This is a genomic window from Stenotrophomonas ginsengisoli (assembly GCF_001431485.1).
Classification (GTDB): Bacteria; Pseudomonadota; Gammaproteobacteria; order Xanthomonadales; family Xanthomonadaceae; genus Stenotrophomonas; species Stenotrophomonas ginsengisoli.
In genome coordinates this window covers 24559-50824 of record NZ_LDJM01000022.1, presented here as the reverse complement: position 1 = coordinate 50824, position 26266 = coordinate 24559, and the positions used below count along the sequence as shown (strand labels likewise).

22 protein-coding genes and 1 pseudogene are annotated in these 26266 nt (G+C 68.1%); 12 read left to right on the top strand and 11 right to left on the bottom strand.

The window, feature by feature from the left end:
• The first annotated feature begins 84 nt into the window (after positions 1–84).
• The 4 genes from pdhA to ABB30_RS09560 all read left to right on the top strand — a co-directional run bounded on the left by pdhA (position 85) and on the right by ABB30_RS09560 (position 6380).
• Positions 85–1173, top strand: coding sequence for a pyruvate dehydrogenase (acetyl-transferring) E1 component subunit alpha (gene pdhA, locus ABB30_RS09575; protein WP_057638088.1), 1089 nt, complete (start codon positions 85–87; stop codon positions 1171–1173).
• The gene (locus ABB30_RS09570; RefSeq protein WP_057638087.1) at positions 1166–2236 is read left to right on the top strand and encodes an alpha-ketoacid dehydrogenase subunit beta; all 1071 of its coding nucleotides are present in this window, start codon (positions 1166–1168) and stop codon (positions 2234–2236) included. Before pdhA ends, ABB30_RS09570 begins: the two co-directional genes overlap by 8 nt.
• Before the next feature lie 62 nt (positions 2237–2298).
• Positions 2299–3654, top strand: coding sequence for a dihydrolipoamide acetyltransferase family protein (locus ABB30_RS09565; protein ID WP_057638086.1), 1356 nt, complete (start codon positions 2299–2301; stop codon positions 3652–3654).
• Between the two features lie 98 nt (positions 3655–3752).
• Positions 3753–6380 carry a LuxR C-terminal-related transcriptional regulator gene (locus ABB30_RS09560; RefSeq protein ID WP_152980682.1) on the top strand — a complete coding sequence of 876 codons (2628 nt, stop codon included), beginning with the start codon at positions 3753–3755 and terminating at the stop codon, positions 6378–6380.
• A 90-nt stretch (positions 6381–6470) separates the two neighbouring features.
• Here the strand turns inward: ABB30_RS09560 and ABB30_RS09555 are convergent, their stop codons facing one another.
• Positions 6471–7655, bottom strand: coding sequence for a TMEM43 family protein (locus tag ABB30_RS09555; protein ID WP_057638084.1), 1185 nt, complete (start codon positions 7653–7655; stop codon positions 6471–6473).
• 84 nt (positions 7656–7739) lie between these two features.
• Entirely contained in the window at positions 7740–8615 is an 876-nt protein-coding gene (locus ABB30_RS09550) for a hypothetical protein (RefSeq protein ID WP_057638083.1), read from the bottom strand.
• A gap of 202 nt (positions 8616–8817) precedes the next feature.
• Here ABB30_RS09550 and ABB30_RS09545 point away from each other — a divergent pair, with 202 nt between their 5' ends.
• The 3 genes from ABB30_RS09545 to ABB30_RS09535 are packed head-to-tail and all read left to right on the top strand — an operon-like array spanning position 8818 to position 10504.
• Positions 8818–9057: a DUF1653 domain-containing protein gene (locus tag ABB30_RS09545; RefSeq protein WP_057638082.1), complete on the top strand. Its 240-nt coding sequence runs from the start codon at positions 8818–8820 to the stop codon at positions 9055–9057.
• 36 nt (positions 9058–9093) lie between these two features.
• Positions 9094–9714 (top strand): DUF998 domain-containing protein, encoded by a 621-nt coding sequence (locus ABB30_RS09540; protein ID WP_057638081.1) that lies wholly within the window; start codon positions 9094–9096, stop codon positions 9712–9714.
• A 31-nt stretch (positions 9715–9745) separates the two neighbouring features.
• Positions 9746–10504 carry an SDR family NAD(P)-dependent oxidoreductase gene (locus tag ABB30_RS09535; protein ID WP_057638080.1) on the top strand — a complete coding sequence of 253 codons (759 nt, stop codon included), beginning with the start codon at positions 9746–9748 and terminating at the stop codon, positions 10502–10504.
• A 10-nt stretch (positions 10505–10514) separates the two neighbouring features.
• Here ABB30_RS09535 and ABB30_RS09530 read toward each other — a convergent pair whose 3' ends face one another.
• Both ABB30_RS09530 and ABB30_RS09525 read right to left on the bottom strand, forming a co-directional pair.
• On the bottom strand, positions 10515–11162 hold the full coding sequence (locus tag ABB30_RS09530; protein WP_057638079.1) for a Rossmann-fold NAD(P)-binding domain-containing protein: 648 nt from the start codon (positions 11160–11162) through the stop codon (positions 10515–10517).
• The gene (locus ABB30_RS09525) at positions 11155–11487 is read right to left on the bottom strand and encodes a DUF6172 family protein (RefSeq protein ID WP_057638078.1); all 333 of its coding nucleotides are present in this window, start codon (positions 11485–11487) and stop codon (positions 11155–11157) included. The genes ABB30_RS09530 and ABB30_RS09525 overlap by 8 nt, the downstream gene beginning before the upstream one ends.
• A 140-nt stretch (positions 11488–11627) precedes the next feature.
• Between ABB30_RS09525 and ABB30_RS09520 the strand changes: the two genes are divergently transcribed.
• Positions 11628–13133, top strand: coding sequence for a diguanylate cyclase domain-containing protein (locus ABB30_RS09520; RefSeq protein WP_057638077.1), 1506 nt, complete (start codon positions 11628–11630; stop codon positions 13131–13133).
• 13 nt (positions 13134–13146) lie between these two features.
• Here ABB30_RS09520 and ABB30_RS09515 read toward each other — a convergent pair whose 3' ends face one another.
• Positions 13147–14091 carry a DUF808 domain-containing protein gene (locus ABB30_RS09515; RefSeq protein WP_057638076.1) on the bottom strand — a complete coding sequence of 315 codons (945 nt, stop codon included), beginning with the start codon at positions 14089–14091 and terminating at the stop codon, positions 13147–13149.
• 170 nt (positions 14092–14261) lie between these two features.
• Here ABB30_RS09515 and ABB30_RS09510 point away from each other — a divergent pair, with 170 nt between their 5' ends.
• Positions 14262–15914 carry an ABC1 kinase family protein gene (locus ABB30_RS09510; RefSeq protein WP_083489802.1) on the top strand — a complete coding sequence of 551 codons (1653 nt, stop codon included), beginning with the start codon at positions 14262–14264 and terminating at the stop codon, positions 15912–15914.
• Positions 15915–15961: 47 nt separating this feature from the next.
• Here ABB30_RS09510 and ABB30_RS09505 read toward each other — a convergent pair whose 3' ends face one another.
• Both ABB30_RS09505 and ABB30_RS09500 read right to left on the bottom strand, forming a co-directional pair.
• Entirely contained in the window at positions 15962–18385 is a 2424-nt protein-coding gene (locus tag ABB30_RS09505; protein ID WP_057638074.1) for a DUF3772 domain-containing protein, read from the bottom strand.
• 48 nt (positions 18386–18433) lie between these two features.
• On the bottom strand, positions 18434–20314 hold the full coding sequence (locus ABB30_RS09500) for an FUSC family protein (protein WP_057638073.1): 1881 nt from the start codon (positions 20312–20314) through the stop codon (positions 18434–18436).
• A gap of 177 nt (positions 20315–20491) precedes the next feature.
• Here ABB30_RS09500 and ABB30_RS09495 point away from each other — a divergent pair, with 177 nt between their 5' ends.
• Complete coding sequence (locus ABB30_RS09495) at positions 20492–20983, top strand: lipocalin family protein (RefSeq protein ID WP_057638072.1); 492 nt, start codon at positions 20492–20494, stop codon at positions 20981–20983.
• A gap of 27 nt (positions 20984–21010) precedes the next feature.
• Here the strand turns inward: ABB30_RS09495 and ABB30_RS09490 are convergent.
• Both ABB30_RS09490 and ABB30_RS09485 read right to left on the bottom strand, forming a co-directional pair.
• A pseudogene (locus ABB30_RS09490) lies at positions 21011–21814 on the bottom strand (TIGR03915 family putative DNA repair protein); the annotation flags it as partial.
• On the bottom strand, positions 21811–23067 hold the full coding sequence (locus tag ABB30_RS09485; RefSeq protein WP_057638070.1) for a putative DNA modification/repair radical SAM protein: 1257 nt from the start codon (positions 23065–23067) through the stop codon (positions 21811–21813). The pseudogene ABB30_RS09490 and the gene ABB30_RS09485, both read right to left, overlap by 4 nt.
• Before the next feature lie 161 nt (positions 23068–23228).
• Between ABB30_RS09485 and ABB30_RS09480 the strand changes: the two genes are divergently transcribed.
• Positions 23229–24443, top strand: coding sequence for an NAD(P)/FAD-dependent oxidoreductase (locus ABB30_RS09480; RefSeq protein ID WP_057638069.1), 1215 nt, complete (start codon positions 23229–23231; stop codon positions 24441–24443).
• Positions 24444–24447: 4 nt separating this feature from the next.
• On the opposite strand, the gene ABB30_RS09475 is transcribed toward ABB30_RS09480, so the two are convergent.
• The gene (locus ABB30_RS09475) at positions 24448–24762 is read right to left on the bottom strand and encodes a DUF6122 family protein (RefSeq protein WP_057638068.1); all 315 of its coding nucleotides are present in this window, start codon (positions 24760–24762) and stop codon (positions 24448–24450) included.
• 130 nt (positions 24763–24892) lie between these two features.
• Here ABB30_RS09475 and ABB30_RS09470 point away from each other — a divergent pair, with 130 nt between their 5' ends.
• Positions 24893–25360, top strand: coding sequence for a YehS family protein (locus tag ABB30_RS09470; RefSeq protein ID WP_057638067.1), 468 nt, complete (start codon positions 24893–24895; stop codon positions 25358–25360).
• Positions 25361–25469: 109 nt separating this feature from the next.
• On the opposite strand, the gene ABB30_RS09465 is transcribed toward ABB30_RS09470, so the two are convergent.
• A complete protein-coding gene (locus ABB30_RS09465; RefSeq protein ID WP_057638066.1) occupies positions 25470–26045 on the bottom strand; it encodes a porin family protein in 576 nt (191 codons plus the stop codon).
• Positions 26046–26266 lie beyond the last annotated feature (221 nt).

Here is a 26266-nt window from a genome sequence, read left to right as displayed (position 1 = left end):
ATTGCTGCACCGCAAGCGGGCTTTTAACGCCAAGTTGCCTAGGATGTCCTTTCAATTGAAACCATCTGTAGGGATGTCGCAGCAATGACGGTTTCCGCTCAATACCAGATCCACCACCTGCAATACCTGGACAACGAGGGTCAGTTGCTGCGCAACGACCTGCCCGAGAACCTGCGCGACCCGGCCGCCCTGGTGCCGTTCTTCAAGCAGATGCTGATGACCCGCCTGTTCGACAGCAAGGCCGTGGCCCTGCAGCGCACCGGCAAGCTGGGCACCTATGCTTCCTGCCTGGGCCACGAGGCTGCCCACGTCGGTATCGGCGCGGTGATGCGCAATGGCGACGTGTTTGCCCCCAGCTACCGCGAATACGGCGCCATGCTGGTGCGCGGCGTGCGCATCCGTGACGTGCTGCTGTACTGGGGCGGCGACGAGCGCGGCAGCGATTACGACCGCAACAGCGATGCGGCCAACGATTTCCCGATCTGCGTGCCGATCTCCACCCAGTGCCTGCATGCGGCCGGGTCGGCCCTGGCCTTCAAGCTGCGCAAGCAGGCGCAGATTGCCGTGGCCGTGTGCGGCGACGGCGGCAGCTCCAAGACCGACTTCTACGCCGCGGTGAACTCGGCCGGTGCCTACAAGCTCCCGCTGATCCTGTGCGTGGTCAACAACGGCTGGGCCATCAGCGTGCCGCGCAGCGCCCAGACCGGCGCCCAGACTCTGGCCCAGAAGGGCCTGGCCGGTGGCCTGTACTGCCTGCAGGTGGACGGCAATGACCTGCTGGCGGTGATGGTGGCCATGCAGCAGGCGCGCGAACGTGCCCTGGCCGGCGACGGTGGCACCGTGCTGGAACTGCTGACCTACCGCCTCTCCGACCACACCACCGCCGATGACGCCCGCCGCTACCGCGACAGCGCTGAAGTCACCGATGCCTGGACCCGCGAGCCGATGCTGCGCCTGCGTGCCTACCTGACCCGCGCCGGGGTCTGGAACGAGCAGCTGGAAGAGGACTGGAACGCCGAATGCACCAAGCGCGTGGACGAGGAGGTCAACGCCTACCTGGCCACCCCGGTGCCGCCGGTGGAGGCGATGTTCGACTACCTGTATGCCGACCCGCCGCCGGAGCTGCTGGCCCAGCGCGCGGCGGCAATGGCGCTGGAGAACCGCCATGGATGACCTGCGCCATGTTTCCACTGACCGCCAGCACGCCAGTGCCGACACCCACAGCGACAGCCAGCGCAGCGAGGCAGCCATGACCGCCCAGCCCATCACCCTGATTGAAGCCATCACCCAGGCCCTGGCCTGGGAAATGCGCAATGACCCGTCGGTGGTCGTGCTTGGCGAGGACGTCGGCGTCAACGGCGGCGTGTTCCGCGCCACCGCCGGCCTGCAGCAGCGCTTCGGCAGCGAACGCGTGCTGGACACCCCGCTGGATGAAACCACCATCGCCGGCCTCACCGTGGGCCTGGCCGTGCAGGGCATGAAGCCGGTGGCCGAGGCCCAGTTCGACGGCTTCGTCTACCCGATGCTGGACCACCTGATCTGCCACGCCGCGCGCCTGCGCAACCGTACCCGTGGCCGCCTGACCTGCCCGATGGTGCTGCGCGTGCCGTGGGGCGGTGGCATCCGCGCCCCGGAACACCACAGCGAGGCCAACGAGGCGATGTTCACCAACGTGCCGGGCATGCGCGTGGTGATGCCGTCCAGCCCGCAGCGCGCCTACGGCATGCTGCTGGCCGCGATCCGCGAGCCGGACCCGGTGATCTACTTCGAGCCCAAGCGCATCTACCGCCAGTACAAGGAACTGGTGGTCGATGACGGCGAAGCACTGCCGCTGGATGTGTGCTTCGTGCTGCGCGACGGCACCGACGTGACCCTGGTGGCCTGGGGCGCCCAGGTCAAGGAAGCGCTGGAAGCGGCCGACGCCCTGGCCGCCGAGGGCATCAGCGCCGAGGTCATCGACGTGGCCACCCTGCGCCCGCTGGACTTTGACACCATCGCCGAGTCGGTGGCCCGTACCGGGCGCTGCGTGGTGATCCAGGAAGCGCCGAAGACTGCCGGTTTCGGTGCCGAAATCGCCGCCCGCCTGGCCGAGCATTCGCTGTATGACCTGCTCGCCCCGGTCGAGCGCGTCACCGGCTATGACACCCATATCCCGCTGTTCCGCCTGGAAATGAAGTACCTGCCCAGCGTCGAGCGCATTGTTGCCGCTGCCAAGCGCACCATCGCCAACGGCTGACCTGCCACCGGCCGTCATGGCGCCTGCGCCAACGGCCACCGCCCACATTTCGAGAAATCTGCATGAGCGCAACAAAGAGCTTCCACCTGCCGGACCTGGGCGAAGGCCTGCCGGACGCGACCATCGTGGAGTGGTTCGTCAAGGTTGGCGATGTCATCAAGCTGGACGAGCCGCTGGTCTCGATGGAAACGGCCAAGGCCGTGGTCGAAGTGCCCTCGCCGGTCTCGGGCAAGGTGCTCAAGCTGGCCGGCAATGCCGGTGACATCGTGATCACCGGCCACGAGCTGGCCCTGTTCGAGATCGACCCGAGCCTGCCGCAGCGTGCCGAAGGCCAGGACACCGGCCATCATCATGGCCATGCCCCGGCCCCGGCACCGGCCCCCGCGCCGGCCACGCCGCCGCCGGTTCCGGCCGCCAGCACCGAGCGCGATGACGAAGGCACCGTGGTCGGCGCGATGGTCAGCTCCAATGCCGTGCACACCGAAGCGGCCATTGCCGTGGGTGGGGTCAAGGCGGTGCCGGCGGTGCGTGCGATGGCGCGCAAGCTCGGCGTGGACCTGGCCCGGGTCGCCGCCAGCGGCGCCGATGGTGCGGTGACCATGCAGGATGTGAAGCAGGCTGCCGCCAACGGCAGCGCGCCGATCGGCCAGGCCGCCCCGCTGGCCCGCGCCGCGGCCGCGCCGGTCGCAGTGGCGACGGCCCCGGTCAGCGCCGAACGCACCGCCCTGTCCGCTGCCGGCAGGCCGATGCGCACCAGCCCTCCGGGCAGCCCTGCCAGCCTGGGCCAGCCCGAGCCGCTGAAGGGCGTGCGCCGCAACATGGCCCGGGTCATGGCCGATGCCCATGCCCAGGTGGTGCCGACCACCCTCAATGACGATGCCGACATCCATGCCTGGCTGCCGGGCAGCGATGTCACCGCCCGCCTGGTGCGCGCGATCGTGGTCGCCTGCCAGGCGGTGCCGGCGATGAATGCCTGGTTTGATGGCGCCAACCTGACCCGCACCCTGCACCGCCAGGTGGACATCGGCATTGCCGTGGACACCGATGACGGCCTGTTCGTGCCGGCCCTGCGCAATGCCGACATGCTCGATGCCCGTGGCGTGCGCGAGGGCATCACCCGCCTGCGCCAGCAGGTGGAAACGCGCACCATTGCCCCGTCCGAACTGAGCGGCCACACCATCAGCCTGTCCAACTTCGGCATGTTCGCCGGCCGCTATGCCACCCCGGTGGTGGTACCGCCGAGCGTGGCCATCGTCGGTGCCGGGCGCGCCCGCTTCCAGCTCACCCCGGTAATGGGTGGGGTGGAAACGCACAAGGTGATTCCGCTGTCGGTGACCTTCGACCACCGCGCCTGCACCGGTGGCGAAGCCGCCCGCTTCCTGCGCGCGATGCTCGACGACCTCGCCCTGGCCCAGTAAGACACCCCGGCCGGCCCCCCCGCCGGCCGGGTTTTTCACCATCAAGGCCACAGCACTGGCAGAATCAGCAGACAACCGCAGCGCATCCCGGGGGAGACTTGGCTGCTGATTCCACTGCACTGCACGACGCACTGCTGCCCACACAAGGCACCGGCATGGATGGCTGGCACCCGCCACATATTGCGCACCTGCTGCCGCGGCAGCGGCTACTGGATGCCATCAGCACGGCGCAGGCGCCGTGCCTGCTGCTGGCCGGGCCGCCGGGCAGCGGCAAGAGCTGCCTGCTGGCGGCGCTGTACCAGCAACAGCGCGCGGCCGGCCTGGCCGTGGCCTGGCTGCAGCTTCACGAGGAGCACAACGCCCCCGATGCCCTGGCCCAGGCCCTGACCCAACTGTGCGTCAGCAACGCCGCACTGCTGCTGGTCGATGACCTGCACCTGCTGCACAGCCCTGCCCGGCAGCAGTTTTCGCGCTGGTGGTTGGGTCAGGCCGGGCGCCGGATCATCGCCGCCGACCGTCGCCTGCACGGCACCGCCCTGTACCAGGCCCAGCTGCATGGCCAGCTGCAGGTCCTCGATGCCAGCCAGCTGCAGCTGGACGATGCCGAGGCCGGGCTACTGCTCGGTACGGCCTTTTCCAGCCCTCAAGCCAGCCTGCTGAACCGGCGTCTGGCCGGCTGGGCAGCCGGCCTGCGCCTGCTTGCCCTGCACCCGGAACAGGCCGGCTACCTGCTGGGCCCTGCCGACCTGAGCTGGCAGCTGCCGCCGGCCATCGCTGCCTGGCTGGCCGAGGTGGTGCTGCCCGGCCTGCACGGCATGGATCCGACCGCGCTGGGCATCCTGGCCGCGATCGGCGAAATGCCCGCCGCCCTGCTCAACCAGCTGCCCGAGCCGCAGCGGCTGCTGCAGACCGTGGAACAACTGGGCCAGGCCGGCCTGCTGCTGTGCCCGCCGCCGGCCCAGGCCGGCTGGGTCCTGCTGCACCCGGTCATTGCCAGCCACCAGCGCGAACAGCTGCGCCTGCAGCAGCCGCAGCTGCATGCCGAGAGCAAGCGCCTGGCCGCGCACTGGTTTGCCCAGCACGACCAGCCGGCCCAGGCCGTGCGCCACGCCCTGGAGTTGCCGCAGAAGGAAGAAGCCGCCGCCCTGATCGAGCGCGCCGGTGCCATCACCCTGGACCTGGGCAATGCGCCGGACCTGCCGCTGGCCCCGCCGCTGCCACCGGAACGGGCCTATGACCGCCCGCTGCTGTTCCTGTCCCAGGTCTACCAGCGCCTGCGCCATGGCCATCCCGGCCAGGCCGGTGAGCTGTTCCAACAGGGCAGCGCGCTGACCAGCCACTACACCCGCCTGGCCGCCGATGCCGACCTGGTGGCAACCCGGACCTGGGTGACCCTGCTGGAAGGCGTCTTCCACACCTGTGCCGACAACCCCATTCCCGACGCGCTGCTGCAGGACATGCAGCAGCACTTTGTCCGCCAGCGCGAACAGCAGCCGACCCTGGCCGCCTGCGTGGCCTCGGTGCTGGCTTACCACCACATGGACATGCAGCAGCATGCCCAGGCCATGGCCATCAGCCAGGCCGGCCTGCAGCTGCTGCAGCACCAGCCGGAAAAGATCAGCGTGTTCCTGCTGCTGCACCTGGGGTATGCGCAGCTGGCCCTGCACGGCCCGCAGCTGGCCACCGCCACGGTCGAGCGGGCACGCGCGATCGCCGACAGCACGGTGGCCGCCGACAGCTACGAGGTGCTGAGCTGCCAGCTGCTGCAGGGCGTGCTGCTGGCCGAAGACAACCAGGCCGAGGCCGCATTGGCCCTGCTGCTGCCGGCACTGGAAAAGATCGACCAGGTCTATGGCTGGGTCTGCCTGTATGCGCAGAGCCATGCCGCTGCCGCCGATGCGCTGTACCGCTGCCAGGGCCTGGAGGCCGCGCTGGCCCTGCTGGCCCGGGGCCATGCCTTTGCCGAGCAGCGCCAGTTGCCGCGCCTGCACCACCACCTGGCCCTGAGCCAGCTGCAACTGCTCAACCGGGCCGGCCAGTGGCGCCAGGCCCAGGCCCTGCTGCAGGGCCCCTTGCTGGCCCCGCTGCTGCAGCCCGATGCCGACCAGCAGCCACATCTGCGCGGGCTGCAGGGGCCGTTGCTGCTGGAAGCGGCCCACCTGCAACTGCTGCTGGGACAGGTGCAACCGGCCCAGGCCCTGCTCGAACAGATCCCGGCGCCGGCCCTGGCAAACCTGGACTGCCGCCACGCCCTGTTCCAGCAGGTGCTGCAGATGCGCATTGCGCAGTCCCTGCGCCGGCTCGGCCAGGCCCGCCAATGCCTGCAGCAGGCCTTGCAGCTCAGTGCCGACAATGCCCTGCGGCGGCGCAGCCGCGATGCCGCCGATTGGCTGCAGCAGGCCGCGCAATGGGCCGTCAACGACCGCTGGCCTTTGCCCGAACGGCTGGTCACCCACCTGCAGCAGCTGGGCGGCATCGCCCAGCCCTGGGTGCTGCCACGCCAGGCCGGCCCGGCCCACATGCCGCACACCAACACGGCCCTGAGCCCGCGCGAATGCCAGACCATGGCCCTGCTCGCCGAAGGCCTGAGCAGCAAGGAAATCGCGCGCCAGCTGGGCATTTCCGCCGGCACGGTGAAGACCCACCGCAAGAAGATCTACGAGAAGCTGGCGGTGAGCAACCGCGCCCAGGCCATCATCCGCGCCCGCAGCCTGCTGATCCTCTAACGCAGCAGCCGTGAAAAAACACACCCGGCCAGGCCGGGTGTGTTGGTTTTATCGGTTGTCGTCAGCGCTGGCCGCTCCTGGCCGCCGTACTCAGCTGGCGCTGACCGGCGGCGGCATCGCCACCAGCTGACGGCGGCGCTTGCCGATCAGCATCACCACCGCCGCCACCAAGGCAATGCCGACGGCGATGATCGCCAGCGCCAGCAACGGGCGGTAGAAGATCCAGGCCAGGGCCATGGTGAACACCGACAGGGCCACGCCCACGCAGGTGGCAATCAGGCCGGTGCCCATGGCCAGTACCCGCGACAGGACCGGCAGCACGCTGGCGGCCACGCTCAACGGCCCCAGCACCATGTTGATGGCGATCACCAGCAGCAGCGTGCCCAGCGCGCGGAAGATCCAGGTCATGCTGCTGTTGCCACTGTGGGCCTGGCTGAACATCTGCTCGGCAGCGACCACGCCCGTCTGCACCATCAACACCTGGCTGCCGCTGTCGGCCTGCCAGGGGCGGATGCCGTGGCCGGTCTGGCGGCCGATGATGCTCAGCGCCTGCACCGGCACGATGCTGTAGCTGATGCGGTAATCGCCCACGGCCGGGACCTGCGGGTTGGCACCGACATGGATCTGCCCATCCACCAGCTGCACCGGCAGCTGCGGGCCGATGGCGTGCTGCAGGGCGACCAGGTCGTACTGGCTGACCGGATAGGCCTGGCCGGCACCGAGCTGGCCCAGCACCGGTGCATCCAGTGCCCAGCTGCCCAGCTGCACACCCTCGGCCAGGAAGGACTCGCCGCGCAGGGCCATGGCCGGGTTGCTGTATTGGGCTGCCTGCTCGAAGCGGCTGGAATCCACCGCCTGTTCGCTCCACTGTGCGTTGTAGCTGTACTGTGTGGTGGTGGTCTGGGTGCCGCCCAGGGCCACCTCCTGCTTGCTCTGGCTGTCCTGCACCCACTGGTACATCTCCACCTTGCGCTGCAGGCGCAGGCCTGGCGCGCTGACCCCGGTGTGCGTATCGTGCAGCGGGACCGGTGCCAGCGGCTCGCCGACCAGATAGACCAGCTTGCCCTCCAGCGCCGGGTCCACCTGCTGCGGCGAGGCCATGACCAGGTCACTGGCGCCCTGGCTCAGACCACGCGCGGTCTTCACCGCACGGCCCTCGTTCCAGAACAGCAGCATCAACATGGCCAGCAGCAGGCCCAGGCCCACCAGCACCCCCATCACCGACTGCTTGAGCCGCGAAAACCACGACTGCGTTTCTACCTTGGTCACGCTCATGCGCGTACGTCCTCATCCTTGTCGATCAACCCATGGAACCCCCGCCCTTCCCCAAGGGCGGGGGCACCTCCCCCAAACCGTGTGTCAGCAGCCCAGCGCGCGCCGGGCCAGCTGGCCGAGCTTGCCGCGCAGCTTCACTTCATCGCATTGCGACTTGTCGGCATCGGCAGCCCCGGCGGTAGCGCTGGTTGCGGTCGAACCGCCCGCCCCTTCCGGCGGCAACATCGCCGCGGTGGCGGCATTGGCGTTGGCCAGCAGGTTGCGCTGCTCGGTACTCAGGCGCTCGCCGCGTACCAGGGCGCCATTGGCGCTGCCGACCGGGCCGTCCAGCTTGCTGTCGCCGAACATGTGCTTGTAAACCTCGCTGGCATCCTCATCGCCCGGCCCCTGGCGCGGATTGCCGCCACGGGTCATGGAATAGATGTAGTTCCAGTCACGGTAATGGGCCGAACGGATGTCCTGCACCGACAGATGCTCAAAATCGCTGGTGCACCAGATGCCCCATTCGGCAATTTCACCGGCGCGGCAAGCGCCGCCCCCCTTGACCCGCGCCTTGGGTGGACGGGCCAATTCGGTGGTGCACTTGTCCAGGTAGGTGTAGAAACCGGCCGGGCAGCGGTCGGCCTGGTGGGCCTTGGCCATCACGTTGGGGTTGTTCAGCAGCGGATGCTCGATGTGGCCCTGGCTGCACCACTCGCCATCCACACCGTAACCGCTGGGGCAATTGCTGCCGGTACGGCGCATGATGCTGGGCGAATTGGCATAGCTGGGGTAGCAGTAGCCCACCCGCTCATCAGAGGCCAGGCGCGAACTCTCCTGCCAGCGTTGCGGGCAACGACTGGCTCCCTCCATCGGCACGCCATCGGTACGGTCCGGGCGCACAAAGCCGGTCTGGGCCTGGACAGGCAGCGCCGCCGAGAACCCGGCGGCCAGCAGGCCACTGGCAATTGCCACCTTCATTACCCTCATCGTGGCCATCGGCCCTCTCCTTGTGCACTGTCGCCGGGTGAAGCCGGAGAGGATAGGCGCGGATAAAATCCGCACTACTCCTCCAAAAAGGGGAGGGGTGTGATTGCCAGCACGCTTCAGGGTTTGCCTACCAGCGTGCAGGCAAGCCACTGACACGTTGCCGGCCCGTTGCCTGCTTTTGCCGAGGATTGCCATGTCTGACCTGCCGCCCCTGCCCGTCCTGCCCACCGGCCGTTACCGCCATTACAAGGGCCAGCCCTACCAGGTGGTGGATCTGTGCCGGCACAGCGAAACCCAGGAAGTGCTGGTGCTCTACCGCCAGCTCTACGGCGATGGCGCACTGTGGGTGCGCCCGTATGCCATGTTCGTGGAGAGCGTGGTCGTGGACGGGCAGACCCAGCCGCGTTTTGCCCACCAGCCCGGACACGACTGATACTGGCCAACATCCCATCAACGCAAGGACGCCCGCATGCGCAGCACCCGTTTCTGGATTGCCCTGACTGCCGCCAGCTGGCTGTTCACCGTGTTCGTGCTGCCCGGGGTGCTGCGCCCCGATTACAACCCGCTGGCGCAGTACATCAGCGAGCTGGGCGCCACCGGCGCGCCTTATGCCGGTTGGGTCAACTGGGCCGGCTACCTGCCCTCGGGCGTGTTGTTTGCCATCGCCCTGGCCAGCTTCTGGCGCCACTGGCGCCCGCGCGGGGTGCAGATCGCCGGCCTGGCGTTGCTGTTCTGCGAGCCCGTGGCCTGGATCGGCTCGGCCATCTTCCCCTGCGACCTGGGCTGCCCGGCCCAGGGCAGCCTGGCCCAGGACCTGCACAACCTGCTGGCCCTGCTCACCTACAGCGGCACCGCGCTGGGGGTGACCCTGCTGGCCTGTGCAGCGGGCCTGCGCCTGTGGCAACGCGCCGGCTGGCTGCTGCTGGTGGCGCTGTGGCTGTTCGCCTTCGCCGCGATGGTGACTCCCGAACTGGCCGATATCCGTGGCCTGATGCAGCGTCTGGGCGAGGCGCTGATGTATGGCACCCAGGCCGTTGTGGCCTGGATCCTGGTCGGGCGGGTGCCTGCACCCCTGCCCGGCCAGCGATAATCCCCGGCTCCTTTCCCGCCCGGATACCGCCATGACCCTGCTCCCCCTCACCGGCCAACGCGCCCTGGTTGCCGGCGGCAGCCGTGGCATTGGCCTGGGCATTGCCACCGGCCTGGCCCGGGCCGGTGCCCAGGTCGCCATCTGCGCCCGTGGGCAGGCTGGCCTGCACGACGCCAGCGCCTTGTTCGCCAGCGAGGGCCTGGCCCTGCACACCCAGGTCTGCGACCTGGCCGATGCCGGCCAGCTGCAGGCCTGGGTGGAAAACGCGGCACAGGCACTGGGCGGGATCGACATCCTGGTCAACAACGCTTCGGGCCTGGGCAACGGTGGCAGCGAGGCCGACTGGGAAGCCAGCGTGCAGGTCGACCTGATGGCCGCGGTGCGTGCCAGCCGCGCTGCCCTGCCGTGGCTGCAGCAAAGCGCGGCCGGCTGCATCCTCAACGTCAGTTCGATCAACGGCCTCAAGCCGACCCCGCGCACCGTGGCCTATTCCACCGCCAAGGCGGCGCTGAACTACTACACCACTGCCCTGGCCAGCGAGCTGGCCACGCAGAAGATCCGGGTCAATGCCATTGCCCCGGGCTCGATCGAATTTCCCGGTGGGCTGTGGGAGCGCCGGCGCGAACAGGCGCCCGAGCTGTACGCGCGCATCCGCGACAGCATTCCCTTCGGTGGCTTCGGTGAAGTGGACGCGGTGGCCGATGCAGCGGTGTTCCTGTGCAGCCCGGCGGCGCGCTGGATCACCGCTCAGGTGCTGGCGGTGGACGGCGGGCAGTCACTGCCGGCCTGAAGCAGCGCACTCAGGCCAGCTCGGCCGCGCCGATCACCTGTTCCCCGGCCGGGGCCGTCAGGGCCGCCTGGACCAGGGCAGCGGCAATATTGGCGGCCGGGTTGATCCGCCAGGCACGCGGCAAGACCGGCCCGAGGGCCTGCAGCAGCAGGCCGGCAGCATGCTCGGCCGGCCGCCGTTGCGCCCGCTCGCCACCGATCAGGCCCGGGCGTACCAGGACCAGTGACGGCCAGCTCTGGGCACGCAGCCCGGCCTCGACCTGGCCCTTGGTGCGGTTGTAGGCCAACCGCGAAGACGGATCGGCTCCGCTGGCCGAATTGAGAACAAAACACGGCGTCCCGGCGGCACGCGCCAGGACCGCGGCAGCCAGCACATAGTCGCGGTCCACGCGCACGAAGGCGGCCAGTGAGCCGGCCTGCTTGCGGGTGGTGCCCAGGCAGCAGATCACCGCATCGGCTGCCCACCACTGCGCCGCCGGCAAGGCAGCAAAGTCGAGCAGCGGGTTGTGCAGGCGGGTGTCAGTGCACCCCAGTGCGCGCCGGGTCGGGGCGGTGACCCGCGCCACCCGGCGATCGGCCAGCAGCATGCCCAGCACCCGGGAGCCGACCAGACCGGTGGCTCCCAGCAACAGCACATGCTGGCCGCTGGATTCAGTCATCCAGGCCGTCGAAATCGGTTTCTGCGGCCGGCTGGCCGGCAGCGCGCGGCGGACGGGTGCCCGGCTTGCGCTCGATCTGCACGAAGAACTGGTTGCCGCCCTCGGCCACCACCGCATCGACGCGACGGATCAGATCAGCCGGGAAGATCACCTCGGCGCTGGCTTCTTCCAGGCCGAAACGGACGTCGAAATCCCAGAAATCGGCACCGGCCGGCAGCTCCTTGCGGCGCTCGCGGCGGATGTACTTGCGGATGTCGTGCTTGCTGGCCTCGATCAGGCGGTCACGGTTCTTGCCCTCGAGATCGAGGCGGTAGGTACGGCGCATGGGAAATCTCTATCCAGATCAGGTGTGCATTGTGACTGTTCCGGCCCGCCGATGGTGTGCGCGGGCAAGACACTCAAGCCGGGAGCCGGCCCGCCGTTAACTTTCTTGTACCTCTCTCCTGCCCCCGGACCCACCGGCCCATGCCCGAACAGCGCACCTCCACTCCCCCTCTGCGGGCAGGCCTGCATGGCCTGTTCCGGCCACGTGCGGGCAGCACCGATGCCGCCCCGGTGGCCGTGAACGGGCACGAGCGCGTGGTCCAGGCCAGCCGCGAGATGCTCGAGCGCCGCTTTGCCGGGCTCAACCACCCCGAGGCCCTGCTGCTGGCCTTCGCCGATGGCCTGGCCGGGCTGGGCGGCGAGCTGGCCGACATGGGCCTGCGCCTGCAGGCGGCCTGCAACGAATCGGACTGGAGCCGCAGTGGCCGCCTGTTGCGCCAGTTGCTGGACAAGTACATCCGCACCATCGAGACCGGCAACGGCTGCGGCCACACCAGCGGCGAGCGCCTGCGCGATCTCAGCGTCAACCTGCTCGACAACATGGCCCTGAGCCTGCAGCCGGCCAGCCTGGCCGAGCAGGCCGAACTGCTGGCCGATGGCCTGCGTCAATGGCAGCCGGGCCTGCCGCTGGAAACCCTGGAACAGGAGCTGCGCCTGTTTGACCAGCAGCTGCAGCACAACGGCCATGCCGCGCAGGAGCAGCGCACCCTGCTGCTGTCACTGTTTGCCCTGCTGCTGGACAACATCAGCCAGCTGCTCAGCCCGGACAGCTGGCTGTATGCCGAACTGCAGACGGTGATGCCCCTGCTCGATGCCCCGCATGACCCGGCCCAGCTGCAGCAGGCGCTGCAATCGCTGCGCCAGGCCAGCTACCGTCAGGGCATGCTGCAGCAGGGCCTGGAACAGGCCAGCAGTGCGCTGGAGCACTTCACCCCGCAGCTGGCCGGCTGCTGGAGCGAATTCGGGCTCGGTGCCGGTGGCGAGCAGTACCTGGACCGGGTCCGCGCCCTGCCCCAGGCCCTGGGCCAGGCCCGCAACGGCAATGACCTGGTCGGCCTGCTCAACACCCTGGTCAAGGACACGGTGCAGCTGCAACAGCAGTTCAGCCAATTGCAGAGCCAGTACCAACAGACCGAACAGGCCCTGGAGCAGGCCCGGGCCCGTCTGCAGGAACTGGATGCACAGGCCCGGCAGCGGCCGTCCGGCACCGATGCCCTGACCGGGCTGGCGGCCGAAGGCCAGCTCGACGCCCTGGTCGCCACGCAGCTGGCGCAGATGCCGGTGCTCAACCTGGGGCTGATCGCCATCCAGGGCCTGCAGCAGTGTCACCGGCTGCTCGGACGCAAGGCCGGCCAGCAACTGCAGCAGCAACTGGCCAGCGCCCTGCAGCCGCTGCTGCACGCCGACGAGCAGTTGTTGCGGCTGTCCGAGGGGCTGTTTGTGATGCTGCTGCCCGGCGCCTCGCTGCTGGCCGCGCAGGACCGCCTGATGAGCCTGCGCCGCGAACTGGCCAGCCATGTGCAGGTCCCACGCTGGCGGGCCAGCGTGATGCGCTGGCACACCGCCTTGTCGGTGGACCAGCACCTGGACCGGCTTGAGGCTGTGCTGCCCAGCGATGGCAGCGAGGCCGGGGTGGAGCTGGTGTAGCTCCAGGGCGTGCTCAGTGCGCGCTCTTGCCGCCGAACAGGCGCTTGACCAGGCTGACCACACCCAGCACCAGCGCACCGACGATCACGCCCACCACCAGGCTGGCAAGGGCATTGCCGATGCTGTTGCCCCAGCCGCTTTGCGGCAGCAACGCAGCAACGGCGTGGTGCACGGCCGGCACGTTGTGGACCACGATGCCGCCACCGACCAGGAACATGGCCAGGGTGCCGACCACCGACAGCACCTTCATCAGGATCGGGGCCGAGGCCACCAGGCCGCGGCCGATCACCGCGGACACACCGCCCTTGCGGCTCAGCCACAGGCCGAGATCGTCGATCTTGACGATGCCGCCGACCAGGCCATAGACAAACACGGTCATGGCCACCGCAATGGCGATCAGGGTGATCACCTGCTGGCCGAAACTGGCGGCAGCCACAATGCCCAGGGTCAGCACGATCACTTCGGCCGAAAGGATGAAGTCGGTGCGGATCGCGCCGCTGACTTTTTCCTTCTCCAGTGCCACCACGTCCACCGAGGTGTCGATCATCGCCTCCAGACGGGCCTGGCGCTGCATCTCCCGGTCCTCGTCATGCTTGTGGAAGAAGTGGTGGACCAGCTTCTCCACCCCTTCAAAGCACAGGAAACTGCCGCCGATCAGCATCAGGGTGACGATGATCGGAATATCGATGCCGCGCCCGCGCAGCCACACTTCCAGCGCACTGATGGCCAGTGCCGCCGGCACCAGGATGGCCTTGTTGACCAGCGAGCCCTTGGCCACCGCCCAGATCACCGGCAGCTCCCGCGCCGCGCTGACCCCGGTCACCTGCTGGGCGTTCAAGGCCAGGTCGTCGCCCAGCACACCGGCGGTCTTCTTGGTCGCCAGCTTGGTCAACACCGCCACGTCATCGAGCAGGGTGGCGATATCGTCAATCAGCATGAACAGGCTGGCACCGGCCATAAACATTCCACATCCGCGGGGAGGAGGCCCATTGTGCCGATTGCGTGGTGAATTGACAGACGTGTTCACCTGGCCACAACCGGGCACTGGCAACACTGCCTTTCACCTTTCCTCTACCGGAGCCGGCCTTGTCCCAGCCGACCGCCCCCGCCACGCCAACCATCGATGGCATGCTGCGCCGCCGCCAGATCCTGCAACTGCTGCTGCGCCACCGTAATTCCGGGGTGTTTTCCTCCATCCAGCTCGACCCCAACCTGCCGCCGGCAGCGCGCGGGCAGAGCCAGGGCAGCCCGACCCAGTTCGTGACCGATCTGGAAGCACTGGGCACCACCTTCGTCAAACTCGGCCAGCTGCTCTCCACCCGCCCGGACATGCTGCCGCCGGAGTATCTGGCCGCGCTGGAGCGGATGCAGGAAAAGGTGGCCCCGGTACCGGTGGAGCAATTGATCGCGGTGGTGGAGAGCGAGCTGGGCGCACCGGTCAACAAACTGTTCCTGGTCTTTGATCCGGTGCCGCTGGGCTGCGCCTCGATTGCCCAGGTCCACCGCGCGGTGCTGCGCGACGGCCGCGAGGTGGCGGTCAAGGTGCAAAAGCCGGATGTGGCCGCCCAGCTGCGCTCGGACCTGGGCGTGCTGCGCAGCTTTGCCAGTGCTGCGGATCGTTTCACCCGGGTTGGCCGCCGCGTGCGCCTGAGCGACTGGCTGGCCGAGTTCTCGCGCACCCTGCGCATGGAGCTGGACTACGAGGCCGAGGCCGGCAACCTGCAGCGTTTCGGCCAGCATCTGGCACCGTACCCGGAGCTGTGGGTACCGCAGCCGATCCTGGACCTGTGCAGCAAACGTGTGCTGACCCTGGAACTGGTCGGCGGCGTGCGCGTGGATGCGATCCCACAGGTGCGGCGTACCGAACAGAGCATGGACCCGCTGGCCGCCGCCCTGGTGCGCGGCTATCTGGACCAGATCTTCGTGCATGGCGAGATCCATGCCGACCCGCACCCGGGCAACCTGCGCGTCACCGCCGACAACCGGCTGGCGATCTTCGACCTGGGCATGGTCGCCCACGTGCCGCCGCGCCTGCGCGAGCGCCTGCTCAAGGTGCTGTTTGCCGCCATCGATGGCCGGGGCGAGGAAGTGGCTGACGAGATCATCGCCATCTCCACCCGGCTGGAGGATTTCGAGGAGGAGCGCTACCTGCGCGAGACCGGGCAGATGATCGCCCGTTATGCGGCCATCAGCAGCATGAGCGAGGGCCAGGTGGTGCTGGAGGTGGTCCGCATCGCCACCTTCTGCGGCCTGCGCACCCCGCCGGAGCTGAGCGTGCTGGGCAAGGCCCTGCTCAACCTGGAAAACGTCTGCCACCACCTGTCCCCGGAGCTGGACCTGCGCCGGATCGTGGAGCGCCAGCTGCAGTCGGTGCTGCGCGCGCGGCTGAAAAAGACCTTCTCACAGGCCAACGTGGCCAGCGAGATGATCGAGCTGCAACTACTGGCCCGTCAGGGGCCACGCCGGGTCAGCGAGATCCTCGGCCTGCTGGCCGAGAACCGCCTGCAGATGAAGGTCACCGGGCTGGAAGAGTCACGCCTGATGGAGAACATCCAGAAGGTGGCCAACCGCGTCGCCGCCGGCCTGATCACCTCGGCCCTGCTGTTGTCCTCGGCGATGCTGATGCGCATTGAAAGCCGCTGGAGCCTGTTCGGCTACCCGGTGGTGGCAATGGTGCTGCTGATGATCGCGGTGGTCATCGCCCTGGGCCTGATCATCAGCTCGCTGCTGTTTGACCGGCGCAGCAGTGCCGACGAGCGCGAGGAGCGCGGCCTGCGCTGACTGCGCCGTCGCGCCGGGGCAGCGCCCCGGCGCCGGCCTGCAAGCGCTTATTGGCTGTCCTTGAGCAGGTGCACATCGGTGGGCGTGGACAGCGCGATGCCCGCCGCCTGCAAGGCCACCAGCAACTCGAACAGCAGGTCGGACTTGATCGAATAGACGTTGCGCGGGCTGCCGACGTGGCCAAAGCTGTTTATGGTGATCATGCCGCCATCAATGCCATCGACATAGAACGACGGCGCCGGCTCCTCCTGCACGCCGGGATGGGCGGCATACACGCCCAGCAACACCTCGCGCAGCTGGGCCACATCGGTGGACAGCGGCACCTGGAACTTGATCTGCACCCGCCCGGTCGGATTGGACAGGGTCATGTTGCGCACGGTCTTGGTGATCAGCTCGGAGTTGGGCACGATCAGGGTGGACTTGTCGCCGGCCTGGATCTCGGTGGCACGCACGCTGATCCGGCGCACATCGCCTTCCAGGTCGCCGATGCGCACCAGGTCACCGATCTTGACCGGCCGCTCGGCCAGCAGGATCAGGCCGGAGAAGAAGTTCTGGGTGATTGCCTGCAGGCCGAAACCGATACCCACCGACAGCGCACTGACCACCAGGGCCAGTTTCTGGAAGCCCAGGCCGAGTGCGGCCAGGGTCCACAGGGCAACGATCGCCAGGCCCAGGTAGCGGGCCACGGTGCTGACCGAATTGCGCCCGCCGGCATCCATGCTGGTCCTGGGCAGGTAAGTGTCCACCAGCCAGCGCTGCAGCAGCTGCAGCACGCCCAGGCCAATGCCCAGCACCAGCAGCGCGCGCACCAGGGTCCACGGCCGCAACACGGTGTCACCGATGGTGATGCCGTTGCGCAGGGTGTCAAACCAGCCCAGCACCACCGCACTGTTGCCCTGCGGCAGGGCAATGGCGATCAGGGCCAGGAAGATCAGGCCCAGGCGCAGCAGGGCCGAGGCCAGCACCCCGACCTGCTCCAGGCGGTTGCCGCTCAGGCCGGTGGCCAGCATCACCGCCTTGCCGCTGGGGCTGTCGGCGGCAAACACGCGCATGGCCAGGTCGTCGGCAAACTTCAGCAGCAACAGCAGGGCCAGGCCGACCACGCCCAGCCAGATCATCTGCTGGGCGGCAAACATGGCCAGGTTGATCCAGCCCAGCAGGGTGGCCAGCAACGCGGCGGCCACGGTGAGATGGCCGAACACCCGTACCAGCACTGCCCAGCCGCCCTGGCGTCGGGCGGCCGGCGATACGTTGCCGCCGTTGGCGGCGGCCTGCTCGGCCTGCTCGCGCTGCTGGCGGCGGTGCAGGCGGGTCAGCGACATCAGCATGGCCATGATCAGGGCGATGTAGCCCAGCGCCAGCAGGCCATCCAGGGCGACACCGGTGATTTCACTGGTGCGTGCGGCGCGGTTGACCGAACGCCCGACCCAGGTCACCCACATCAGCCCGGCCGCCATCCAGGCGTACTTGCGCAGGCGCGCGGCGGCCTGGTCATCCAGTGGCAACAAACGCCAGGACGGGCGCTTGGGCACCAGCAGGCAGGCGCTCAAAGCAGTAATGAAGGCGGCCAGGAAGCTGGCACTGACCACGCTGTCGGCCACCTGCACAAAGCGCGGGGCAATGCCGTCAATGGCCTTCAACGCCGCCACCACCACCAGGGCCGATACCCCCGGCAGCACCGTGCCGACCAGCATCAGCCACACGGCCAGGCCGGTACGGCGCAGGCGTCCCTTGGGCGCGCGCTCGGACGCGGCCACCCGCCGGCCCAGCCGCCGCAGCCACAGCCGCAGCGGGAAGAACAGGACCAGGGCCACGCCCACTGCACTCAGCGGCAGGGCCCAGCCGTGCTTGCCGATGCCACGCTCCAGCGCCTGGCGTTGCTGGCGCAACAGCACATCAAAGCGCTCCAGGTCGGCTGGCACCTGGGCAATCACCTTCTGCCACAGCAGGGGCGACAACGGCGAGGCCACGCGCAGGCCCAGCTGCTGGCCCAGACGCTGCACCCGCTCCTTCTCGATCGCCTCGGACAGCTGGCGCGCCTCCACCGACAGCAGGTTGCCCTGCTTGATCAGGTCATCGACCTGGTTGCGCTGGCTGCCCAGCGACTTGCGCTGGTTGGCCACCGTGCTGCCTTCGCTGCTGCCTTCGGCCAGCTCGCCAAGCTGGGCGATGCGTGCATCCAGGCGTTCCAGTTCCGGGCCGAGCTCACGTACGGCCTGGTCGGCCACCCGCTGCACTTCCAGTGCCTGCTCGGACAGCGAACGCAGGGTTTCCGATGACTCGATGTCGGCCATCGACTTGCGGATCTGCTGCACCTGGCGGGTGGACTGCTGCAGCTGGCTGCGTGCCTGCTCGGTCAGGGTCTGGCCGCCTTGCTGCACCTGTGCCTGGGCAAACGGCGCGGCGACAGACAATCCGCTGACCAGGGCAAACAACAACAGGCAATGACGCAACAAGGCAGTAAATGGCATGGGAACCTGCAGGCATACGGCAATCAGCACGAGGCCTGCCACTATAAATCAAGGCCTGGGCCGACCCGGTGCAGGGCCGGCTGGCTGCTGCATAGCTTCCCAGGCGCGCTGCAGCGGGCCTTGCACGAACTCGGGCAGGTCGGCCGGCAACGGCTGCTCAAGCGCAGCGGGCTGGCCCGGTTGCAACTGCAGCAAGGCGGCCTGGACCCGTGCAACACCGTCGGCACCATAGGCCGCACGCGCACTGTGGCGGGCGGCTTGCTGCGGTTGCTGCTCCAGGTGCCAGGCCATGGCCAGCATGCGGTAGGTCAGCTCCTGCACCGCGGCCAGGCTGGCCCAGCGCTGGTCGGCAGCGGCCTGCAGCAGCGGCCCGGCCTGCTGTGCCTGCTCCCAGGCCTGGGCCAGGGCAAAACGCCGGTGGCTGACATCGGCACGCAGCTGGCGCGCGGCCGGGCTGTCCAGTTCGGCCCAGGCCAGGTGGCTGTTCAGCGCCACCAGTGCCTGCAGCAGGCGTGACAGTTCCTGGTCGACCTGACGCCCGGCATGACGGCCGGGCAGCAATGCATGCACGCCCAGGGCGACCACACAGCCGAGCAGGGTATCCACGCCACGGGCAAGCAGGAAACCGGCCGGATCATTCTGCACATGGCCGCCGGCAGCCAGGGTCATGCCGGTGGCGGTGATGAACAATGCGGCCAGGGTGTAGTTGCGCATCACCAGCATTTCCACGGTGAACTGCAGGCAGAAGATCACCGCCACCAGCCACAGGCCTTGCGGCTGCCACCACAGCAGGGCGCCGGTGAGCAGCAGGCCGCCCCAGGTACCGAGCAGGCGCTCGACACTGCGTTGCAGGGTGCGCATCCAGTCCATCCCGGTATGCAGCATCAACACCGCGGCCGCCACCGCCCAGTAGGCGCGCTCCAGCTCGAACCAGGCGGCGACGCTGCCGGCCACCAGCGCGGCCAGCCCGACCCGGACAATCACCAGGCGCGAGGACGAACCGGCACGCAGGGCCTCGACCAGGGCCACGCGGATGCCCGGCCCGCCCAGTGGCCAGTGGCCATGGCCGTTGTCCGGCACGCTCCAGTGGCGATCGTGCAGGCGGGCCTGCAGCTGCGTGGCTGCGGCGCGCGCCTGGTCCAGGCCAACACGCCCGGACAGCGCATCGGCAAACAACTGGTGCCATTGCCGGTTGAGGTGGCGCAGGCGGGCCAGCGTGCCGTGCGCGGCGGTGTGCCTGGGCTGGAAACTGACCAGGGCCTGCCAGGCATCGTGCAGGGCCATGGCCGCCCGCTGTCGCGCCGCCGGGCCATCAGCCTGCCCTGCCACCTCCAGCCAATCCTGCACGGCCTGGCCGGCCGCACCGACGGCGGCGCGTTCCGGGCCGCGCAGGTCCAACAACGCGCCGAGCATGTGCAGCAGCCAGGCCACTGCACCACCGGCGGCCACCAGCAGGCCCACCTGCAGCGGGCTGATATCCGATACCGGCATCGCACTGCCCGAGGCACAGGCCAGCATGAACAGATAGGCTCCCGGCGGCCCGACCCGCAGGCCATTGCACAACCAGGTGGCCAGCATCGCGATCAGCGCCACCACCGGCACCACCCACTGCGGCCAGGCATGCCCGATCCAGTCACCAAAGCCCACCGCCAGCGCGAACGCGGCGGCCACCAGGGCCAGCACCACGGCACGGCTGGCATAGGGCCGGCCACTGCCATACAGGCCGGTCAAACCGCCCAGGGCGGCCATCATGCCGGCCTTGGGCTCACCCAGCAGCCAGCCGATCAACACCGGTGCGGCCACACACAGGCCGGCGCGCAGCGAAAAACCCAGGCGTCCTGCCGGCAAGGGGCGCAAGGTCAACAGGTTGCGCAGCAACTGGCGCTGCCAGGGCAACGCACGCGGCGCGGAGGAAGATTCAGCGGTCATGCCGGTTGCTCGCTCGATGCCGCATGCAAGGGCATGACGCCAGCCATTGCATCGGTCATCATCGAAATCGATGGGGACGTGTCAGTCTACGCCTGCCACCTGCACCGGAAAAAAACACACCCTGCACACTGCGCATTGGCCATAAAGGCCCCCCCTGCCCAAACGCATGGAGTCACCATGACCCAGCACAGCGTCACCACCGTGCAACAGGTTGATCTGGCCCGCTATCTGGGCCGTTGGTATGAAATTGCCCGCTTGCCGATGCGCCACGAGCCGGCCGACGCCACCGACATCACGGCCACTTACAGCCTCAACGAAGATGGCTCGGTACGGGTGCACAACCGTATGCTGCACAACGGCGAGGTCGATGAATCGATCGGCCGTGCCACCACCGTGGACACCACCAACAGCAAGCTGGAAGTGAGCTTTCTGCCCGAAGGCCTGCGCTGGATCCCCTTCACCAAGGGCGATTACTGGATCCTCAAGCTCGACCCCGCCTACAGCGTGGCCCTGGTCGGCAGCCCGGACCACAAATACCTGTGGTTGCTGGCCCGCCACCCGCACCTGGATGAGGCCACCCGCAACCAGTACCTGGCCCATGCCCAGGCCCAGGGCTTTGACATCAGCACGCTGATCCACACCCCGCACACCGGCCGCTCCACCGCCTGATCAATCGGCCGTGTTGCTGGTCCGGCGCGCCGGGATGCGGCGCCGGGCCGGTTCGTGCGCACGCTCGGCCATGGCCTGGACACGGCTGCCGGCGGTGCGCACCAGCTCGGGCAACAAGTGGGTTTCGGGCAGCAGGTGCCAGTATTTCTGCGGCATTTCCTGGCGCATCATGCGCGTGTTCAAACGCGCCGGGTTGAAGGTGTTGGCGTAATAGGCCTGCCACAGTTTTTCCCCGGCATCCTCGGCTGGCACCGCCTCGCGGTCACCGCCCTCGCCCCACCACAGTGCCTGGCCGTCCCAGACCACGCTGCGGTACGGGGTATGGATGGACCAGCGCATGCCGGCAAAGCGGCGCAGGAAGAACGGCGCGATGCGGTCCAGGATGTAGTGCTCCGGCTCGAACCAGGCCGCGTAGGTGTTGTCCTGCCCGGGCAGCGGGCGGAAGCGCACGAAGGCCTTCATCTTGTGCAGGTCGCGGCCGACGGATTTCTCCAGCCCGCGCAGGCGGTGCACATCGGCATCCAGGGCCCGTTGCAGCAGGCCACGCTCGCCCTGGCCGATGCGCCAGAGCAGGCGGTACAGCAGGGCATGCCGGCCCGGGTCACGGTGGCAGACCACCCGCCCGGCCATGTCCATGAACGCCGCCGGCACATTCAAGCCACTGCGTACCGCGCTGGCCTGGGCCACCGAGGTGCCCGGCAGCAGGCTGCCCTGCTGCGGCTGTTCCCAGTTCACCTGCTCCGGGGCCAGCTGCGCCTCCCAGGCCTGACGGGCCAGGTTGCGCCAGCATTCCAGGCTCCAGCCCGGGTCCACCTGTGCCTGCCAGCTCATCCGAACAGATCCCCCTGACGCGGCGCCGGGGCCAGCTCGGCGCGCAGCCGGGCCGGATCATCCAGGCGCTGGCGCGGGTGGTGGTCGAGCACACTGATGAAAGGCAGCATCTTGCTCAAGGGCGCCCGCAGGCGGCTGAGCTCGTCCAGGCGCAGGCGGCCATGCCGGCGCGAGGCAATGATCTTCTCCACATTGCGCACGCCCAGGCCCGGCACCCGCAGCAGCATTGCGCGGTCGGCGGTGTTCAGGTCGACCGGGAAGAAATCCGGGTTGCGCAGCGCCCAGGCCAGCTTGGGGTCGATGTCCAGCTCGAGCATACCGTTGGCATCGCCGGTGGAGGCGATTTCCTCGACATCGAACTCGTAAAACCGCAGCAGCCAGTCGGCCTGGTAGAGGCGGTTCTCGCGCTGCAACGGCGGCGAGCGTGCCGGCAGCTGGGCCGAGGCATCGGGAATGGGCGAGAACGCGGAGTAATAGACCCGGCGCATGCGGTAGGTGTCATACAGCGTGCTGGAGGTGCGCAGGATGTCGCCATCGTTGGCGCTGTCGGCGCCGACAATCATCTGCGTGCTCTGCCCGGCCGGGGCGAAACGTGGCGGCTTGGCCCGGCGCAAGGGCTGCCCGATCTGTTCACGGCGCTCGGCACGGTTGCGCACGATGCCGGCATGCACACTGTCCATCGCCCCGCGGATGTCGGCCACCTGCTTGTCCGGTGCCAGCGCCTTGAGCCCTTCCTCGGTGGGCAGCTCGACATTGATGCTGAGGCGGTCGGCATAACGGCCAGCCTTCTCGATCAGCTCCGGGCTGGCCTCGGGAATGGTCTTGAGGTGGATGTAGCCGGCGAAGTGGTGGTCCTCGCGCAAGGACCGCGCCACTTCCACCAGCTGTTCCATGGTGTAGTCACCGCTGACGATGATGCCGCTGGAAAGAAACAACCCTTCGATGTAGTTGCGCTTGTAGAAATCCAGGGTCAACTGCACCACTTCTTCGGTGCTGAAGCGCGCCCGTCGCACATTCGAGCTGACCCGGTTGACGCAGTAGGCGCAATCGAAAATGCAGAAGTTGGTCAGCAGGATCTTCAGCAGTGACACGCAGCGGCCATCGGGCGTGTAGGAATGGCAGATGCCCATGCCTTCGGTGCTGCCCACGCCCTTGCCGGCACGCGAATCGCGCCGTGCCCCGCCGCTGGAGGAACAGGAGGCATCGTATTTGGCGGCATCGGCCAGAACGGCCAGTTTCTGCATCAATTCCATGGTGGCGCACTGTCACGAAAAACGGTCTCAGGCCTTGCGACCCGGTCGGCATTTTTTCATTGCGGCGCGTATTCAGTCTCCTCCGGCCACGTACACCATTCAGACAATCCCCACACACCGTGCTGCGCACACTGCCAGCCTCCCTGTGACAGGCATCGGCAATGGACCTGAAAAGCGGTTACCCGTTCTGGGCAGTCAAAAATGGCCTGATGCAGGCTTTCCCCCCTCTGCAGCAGGACCTGCGCTGCCAGGTGCTGGTGATCGGCGGCGGCATCAGCGGCGCCTTGATTGCCGACGAGCTGGCCCGCAACGGTGGCCACGAGGTGGTGGTGATCGAACAGCGTGACATCGGCTGGGGCTCCACCGCGGCCAGCACCGCGATGCTGCAGTTCGAGATCGACACCCCGATGGTCGAGCTGGCGCGTCGTTACGGTGAGGACAACGCGGCGGCCGCCTATCTGGGTTGCGCCGCTGCCATCGATGAACTGCGGCAGCTGTGCCGGCCGTTGCGCGATGTCGATTTCAAGCCCTTGGCCAGCCTGTACTACGCCAGCCGCCGCCGTGATGTGGCCGACCTGGCCGACGAATTCGCCATGCGCCAGCGCCACGGCATCGCCCAGCGCTGGCTGCGCGCCGAACAGGTGCAGCAGCGCTACGGCGTGGATGCACCGGCGGCGATCCTCAGCGCCAAGGCCGCGCGGGTGGATCCTTACCGCCTGACCTACCGCCTGTTTGCGCGTCTGGCCAGGGCCGGGGTGGCGGTGCATGACCGCACCACGGCCAGCAGCTTGCGCCCGCTGCGCCGCGGGGTTGAAGTGATCACCGACACTGGCCAGCGCATCGTCTGCCAGCATCTGGTGGTGGCCACGGGCTATCAGGCCCAGCAGTGGCTGCAGCGCAAAGTGGCCCGCAACCACAGCAGCTACGCCCTGGTCACCGACCCGATCGACCCTGAGCTGCTCGGCCCCTTGCGCCGGACCATGCTGTGGGAGACCGCCCGTCCCTACCTGTACCTGCGCAGTACCGGCGATGACCGTCTGTTGATCGGCGGCGAGGACGATGAGCTGGACATTCCTGCCCGCCGCGATGCGCGCGTGCAACGCAAGGCCAGCACCCTGCTGCGCAAGGTGCAACGGCTGTTTCCACACCTGCCGCTACAAAGCGCCTTCAGCTGGGCCGGCACCTTTGCCGAGACCGCCGATGGCCTGCCCTTCTTCGGCGCCCACCCGCAATACGGCAGCCGGGTGCTGTTTGCCATGGCCTATGGCGGCAATGGCATCACCTACTCGATGACCGGCGCGGCCCTGCTGCGCGCAGCGATCGAGCGCCGGGCCCACCCGCTGGCCGCGCTGTACGGCTTTGCCCGCCTGGATTGAGGCTTCAGCGCATCAGCACGCAGTCCAGCCCGTCCAGCACCACATGCACGATCAGGCCGACCCCGAACCAGCGCGTGCGCGGCCACGCGGCCAGGCCCACATAGGCCACCATCGCCGGTGCGGTATGCAGCGGGTGGAAGCCGATGGAGCAACGGTCCGGGGCGTAGATCGGGTCGGCCAGCAGGTGGTCCAGGTCGATCACGAAGGCGGCCATCATCCACATCCAGGCCCGGGTGGCCTGCGGCCGCCAGAACAGCAGCGCCAGCAGGGCGGGAATGGCCGCATGCAGCAGCAGGTGGACAGTGGCGCGCAGACTCATGGGCAACTCCGGCAAAAACAGGCAGATCGGTACTGAAAGCAGGCCAACCTGCCGCGCCGCATTCTACCCAGTGGCGGCCCGCCGCCGCGTACAATGCCCGCCGATTGCCACACGGCAGAAGGACCCAGCAATGATCAACAACGACGTACTGCGCAGCCTCCGTTACATGTTCGACCTCAGCAACGGCAAGGTTGTGGAAATCATGCAGGCGGTTGATCCGGCCTTTGCCGTGGACGAATCCCAGGTCAACGACTGGCTGCGCGCCGAAGACAACCCGCTGTTCGTGGCCTGCCCGGATGCGGCCCTGGTGCGCTTTCTGGATGGCATCATCCTGCTGCGCCGCGGCCCCAGCCCGGACGGCAGCCGTCGCCCGTTCGAGCCGCGTTCCTCCAACAACCTGGTACTGAAGAAGCTGCGTGTGGCCTTCAACCTGAAGGACGAGGACATGCACGGCATCTTCGAGGATGTCGGCCTGCCGCTGTCCAAGCCGGAGCTGTCGGCCATGTTCCGCGACCCGTCGCACAAGAACTTCCGCGAGGCCGGCGACCAGGTCCTGCGCAACTTCCTCAAGGGCCTGACCGAGCGCCTGCGCGACTGATTGCCTGCCGGCCGCCCTGGTTGGCCGACCAACAAAAAAGCCCGGCAATGCCGGGCTTTTTTGCAGCTGCACTGCCACCGGCCTCGGGCCAGCGGCAGGCATCAGGCCATTACCAGCTGAAACGCGGGCCGGCCTGCACTTCGATGTTGCCGTCAACGTCGTACTTCAGCGAGGCGTTGACCGACCAGTTCTGGTTGAGCTTGGCCAGCATGCCCAGACGGCCGAAGAACTCACCCTTCGGGTTCACACCCTTGGTGCGGGTGTAGTCTTCCCAGCCCAGTGCGCCGTAGACCTGCATGTGCTCACCGTAAGCGGTGTTCAGGCCGACTTCGGCGCTCAGGCCCGGCAGGTGGTGACCCAGTTCCGGGTCCTGCTGCTGGTAGGCCAGGCGGGCAACCACGTCGGTGGCTTCGTTGATGGCGCGGTTGTAGCCCACGCCGACACGCCAGGTGTCGATGTCCAGCTTGCTGTCATCCAGGGTCTGGCGGTTGAAGTCACCAAACACGTGCATGTTCGGCAGCACGGCGACCGAAGCCTTCAGGCCCCAACCATCGGCATCGTCCGGGACATCATTGTGCGAAGTGACGTAGTCCACTTCGGCATAGTTGTAGGAAATGTTGTCAGCAGCCTGCGCGCCCATCGGCAGGGCAGCAGCGACGGCCAGTGCAATCACGAACTTCTTCATGGATGAATCCTTCAAGGGAAAAACCTGCCGCCACTGGCAATGCACCGTTGGTCAGCGGCGCGATTGTGCTGGCTGCCACGCAACGGCCCCTGAAAGCCTTGTTTTGCACAACGGAATTTTTACAAGCCCGTTCATAAGCCACCGATTGCGCAAAGCCGGTTGCCGCGCACCGCGGGCCGCAACGCCAATCCCGGCAGCCCTGGCGCGCTATCATCTGCGCT

Coding starts and splice junctions, on each gene's coding strand:
- ABB30_RS09525 (WP_057638078.1), bottom strand. CDS start 11,487: ATGCGCCGTACCTACCGCCTCGATCTCGAGGGCAAGAACCGTGACCGC.
- ABB30_RS09475 (WP_057638068.1), bottom strand. CDS start 24,762: ATGAGTCTGCGCGCCACTGTCCACCTGCTGCTGCATGCGGCCATTCCC.
- ABB30_RS09540 (WP_057638081.1), top strand. CDS start 9,094: ATGCGCAGCACCCGTTTCTGGATTGCCCTGACTGCCGCCAGCTGGCTG.
- ABB30_RS09485 (WP_057638070.1), bottom strand. CDS start 23,067: ATGGAATTGATGCAGAAACTGGCCGTTCTGGCCGATGCCGCCAAATAC.
- pdhA (WP_057638088.1), top strand. CDS start 85: ATGACGGTTTCCGCTCAATACCAGATCCACCACCTGCAATACCTGGAC.
- ABB30_RS09555 (WP_057638084.1), bottom strand. CDS start 7,655: ATGAGCGTGACCAAGGTAGAAACGCAGTCGTGGTTTTCGCGGCTCAAG.
- ABB30_RS09570 (WP_057638087.1), top strand. CDS start 1,166: ATGGATGACCTGCGCCATGTTTCCACTGACCGCCAGCACGCCAGTGCC.
- ABB30_RS09510 (WP_083489802.1), top strand. CDS start 14,262: ATGCTGCGCCGCCGCCAGATCCTGCAACTGCTGCTGCGCCACCGTAAT.
- ABB30_RS09550 (WP_057638083.1), bottom strand. CDS start 8,615: ATGAAGGTGGCAATTGCCAGTGGCCTGCTGGCCGCCGGGTTCTCGGCG.
- ABB30_RS09535 (WP_057638080.1), top strand. CDS start 9,746: ATGACCCTGCTCCCCCTCACCGGCCAACGCGCCCTGGTTGCCGGCGGC.
- ABB30_RS09530 (WP_057638079.1), bottom strand. CDS start 11,162: ATGACTGAATCCAGCGGCCAGCATGTGCTGTTGCTGGGAGCCACCGGT.
- ABB30_RS09545 (WP_057638082.1), top strand. CDS start 8,818: ATGTCTGACCTGCCGCCCCTGCCCGTCCTGCCCACCGGCCGTTACCGC.
- ABB30_RS09565 (WP_057638086.1), top strand. CDS start 2,299: ATGAGCGCAACAAAGAGCTTCCACCTGCCGGACCTGGGCGAAGGCCTG.
- ABB30_RS09480 (WP_057638069.1), top strand. CDS start 23,229: ATGGACCTGAAAAGCGGTTACCCGTTCTGGGCAGTCAAAAATGGCCTG.
- ABB30_RS09465 (WP_057638066.1), bottom strand. CDS start 26,045: ATGAAGAAGTTCGTGATTGCACTGGCCGTCGCTGCTGCCCTGCCGATG.
- ABB30_RS09515 (WP_057638076.1), bottom strand. CDS start 14,091: ATGGCCGGTGCCAGCCTGTTCATGCTGATTGACGATATCGCCACCCTG.
- ABB30_RS09500 (WP_057638073.1), bottom strand. CDS start 20,314: ATGACCGCTGAATCTTCCTCCGCGCCGCGTGCGTTGCCCTGGCAGCGC.
- ABB30_RS09520 (WP_057638077.1), top strand. CDS start 11,628: ATGCCCGAACAGCGCACCTCCACTCCCCCTCTGCGGGCAGGCCTGCAT.
- ABB30_RS09495 (WP_057638072.1), top strand. CDS start 20,492: ATGACCCAGCACAGCGTCACCACCGTGCAACAGGTTGATCTGGCCCGC.
- ABB30_RS09505 (WP_057638074.1), bottom strand. CDS start 18,385: ATGCCATTTACTGCCTTGTTGCGTCATTGCCTGTTGTTGTTTGCCCTG.
- ABB30_RS09470 (WP_057638067.1), top strand. CDS start 24,893: ATGATCAACAACGACGTACTGCGCAGCCTCCGTTACATGTTCGACCTC.